This is a genomic window from Streptomyces sp. NPDC059456 (assembly GCF_042750055.1).
GTDB lineage: Bacteria > Actinomycetota > Actinomycetes > Streptomycetales > Streptomycetaceae > Streptomyces.
Genome location: NZ_JBHYVA010001003.1, coordinates 1 through 2,085, shown reverse-complemented (window position 1 = coordinate 2,085; position 2,085 = coordinate 1). Strand labels below are relative to the sequence as shown.

Below are 2,085 nucleotides of genomic sequence, written 5' to 3'. Positions count from 1 at the left end.
GGGCGGGGAGTGGCCCTGGGACTGCGTGGCCGACTGCGAGAGCAGCGGGCGCTGGGCGGTCAACACCGGCAACGGCTTCTACGGGGGCCTGCAGTTCTGGCAGCCGACGTGGGAGGAGTACGGCGGGCTGGCCTTCGCGGCACGGGCCGATCTGGCGAGCCGGGAGCAGCAGATCCGGGTGGCGGAGGACGTCCTGGGGGCCCAGGGGTGGGACGCCTGGCCGGTGTGCTCGAAGCGGTACGGACTGGCGGGGCGGATGCACGTGGTCCGGGCCGGGGACACGCTGGACGGGCTCGCCCGGCGGTACCGGGTGAAGGGCGGCCTGCAGGCGCTGTACGAGGCGAACCGGACGCGGATCGGCCCGAACCCGCAGGCACTCGCGGTAGGCACCCTGCTGACCCTCCCCCCGACGGACCCACCACCCCCGACGGCGCCCCCGACGGCGCCCCCGACCCCGACTCCCCGGCCTCCGGCGCCCGCGCCGAGTCCGACTGCGAAGCACCCGCCGCCGGCGGTCGTGCCGGGTCCGGCCCACGCGGGCCCGGCGGCCGTGCCGAGTCGGGCGGGGCGGCCGGCCGGGCCGGCGGCCGCGCCGAGTGCGGCTGCGAAGCCCGCGCCCCAGCCGGTCGGGGCGGCTCCGGCTCTCGCGGGTCCGGTGGCGCGGCCGGGGTGGTGACGGGGGCACCCCGGGGTGACGGGCGGGGGGTTCGGGGGCGGGGGCGATTCGGAAGGCGGGCTGCCGGGAGGCAGACTGCTCGGCATGCTGGAGACCTCCGCACGACTGCTGCGCCTGCTGTCCCTGTTGCAGGCCCACCGCGAATGGACCGGAGCCGACCTCGCGGAGCGCCTCGGCGTGACCCCGAGGACGGTGCGGCGCGACGTGGACCGGCTCAGGGAGCTCGGCTACCCGGTGAACGCCAGCCCCGGCACCGGCGGCGGCTACCAGCTGGGCGCCGGGGCAGAGCTGCCGCCGCTGCTGCTGGACGACGACGAGGCCGTCGCCGTGGCGGTGGGCCTGCGGACGGCCGCGGGCAACGGCGTCGAGGGGATCGGCGAGGCCTCCGTACGGGCGCTCGCCAAGCTGGAGCAGGTGCTTCCGGCGCGGCTGCGGCGGCGGGTGTCGGCGCTCAACGAGTTCACCGTGCCCATGCTGCGCGGCCCGGGGCCGTCCACCGTGGACGCCTCCGTGCTGACCGAGCTCGCCGCCGCGTGCCGGGACAACGAGCGGCTGCGCTTCGGCTACCGGGACCACGGCGGCAACGTCAGCCGCCGCGTGGTGGAACCGCACCGCCTGGTGTGCACGGAGCGGCGCTGGTACCTGGTCGCCTGGGACGTGGACCGGGAGGACTGGCGGACCTTCCGCGCCGACCGGATCGAGCCCACGCCGCCCCACGGTCCGCGGTTCGCCCCGCGTCCGGCGCCCGCCGAGGACCTCGCCGCGTACGTGTCGCGCGGCGTGTCGCAAGGGGCGTACGCGGCGAAGGCGCTGCTGCGGCTGAAGATGCCGGCGGAGGCGGCGGCCCGGGCCGTGGGCCCCGCGGACGGTGTCCTGGAGCCGCTCGACGCCGACAGCTGCCTGCTGCGGACGGGGGCCGTGAGCCTCGACGTACTCGTCATTCACGTCATGCTGCTCGGCTGTGAGTTCGAGGTGCTGGAGCCGCCGGAGCTGACGGACCGGATCAGAGCGGCCCGGGACCTTCTCGGGCGGGCCGTGGAGAAGATGTAAGGAAACGGAGGGGGTTCGCCGGGGGAGGCGGGGCGGCCGGCGCAATCCCGGGGGAAATTCCGGGGGTCCGGGACGGAATGCGAAACAGGATGGGTGCCGGGCCTGGCGCGGGCCGGAAAAGGAATCCCGAAGGGTCACTTCCGTGCTGCTTCGGGGGAAGCCGGCCCGGTCAAAGAACTGTCGACATTCCGTGACACAAGCGTGACCCGGTACGGACGAACCTCCGGGCGCTGCGCTGACGTTCCGGTCGTGTGCACGAAGCGGGTCACCTCAATGGCCGAGGGGGGGGGGGGGGGGTGGCCGGGCCCCCCCCGGGGGGGGGGGGGTGTAGAAAAAAAACAACCACCCACCCCCAACAG

General features: G+C 75.5%; 2 protein-coding genes. Both read left to right on the top strand.

Annotated elements, in window-relative coordinates; translation table 11 throughout:
- Positions 1-676, top strand: a 676-nt coding sequence (locus ACFXA3_RS41555; protein WP_385196541.1) for a transglycosylase family protein, incomplete at its 5' end; no start/stop codon positions are given.
- 84 nt (positions 677-760) lie between these two features.
- Positions 761-1,726 carry a helix-turn-helix transcriptional regulator gene (locus ACFXA3_RS41550; RefSeq protein WP_385196538.1) on the top strand — a complete coding sequence of 322 codons (966 nt, stop codon included), beginning with the start codon at positions 761-763 and terminating at the stop codon, positions 1,724-1,726.
- The last annotated feature ends 359 nt before the right edge of the window (positions 1,727-2,085 follow it).

What these genes read in the sequence shown, in the direction of transcription:
- ACFXA3_RS41550 (WP_385196538.1), top strand. Translation starts at nt 761, where the DNA reads ATGCTGGAGACCTCCGCACGACTGCTGCGCCTGCTGTCCCTGTTGCAG.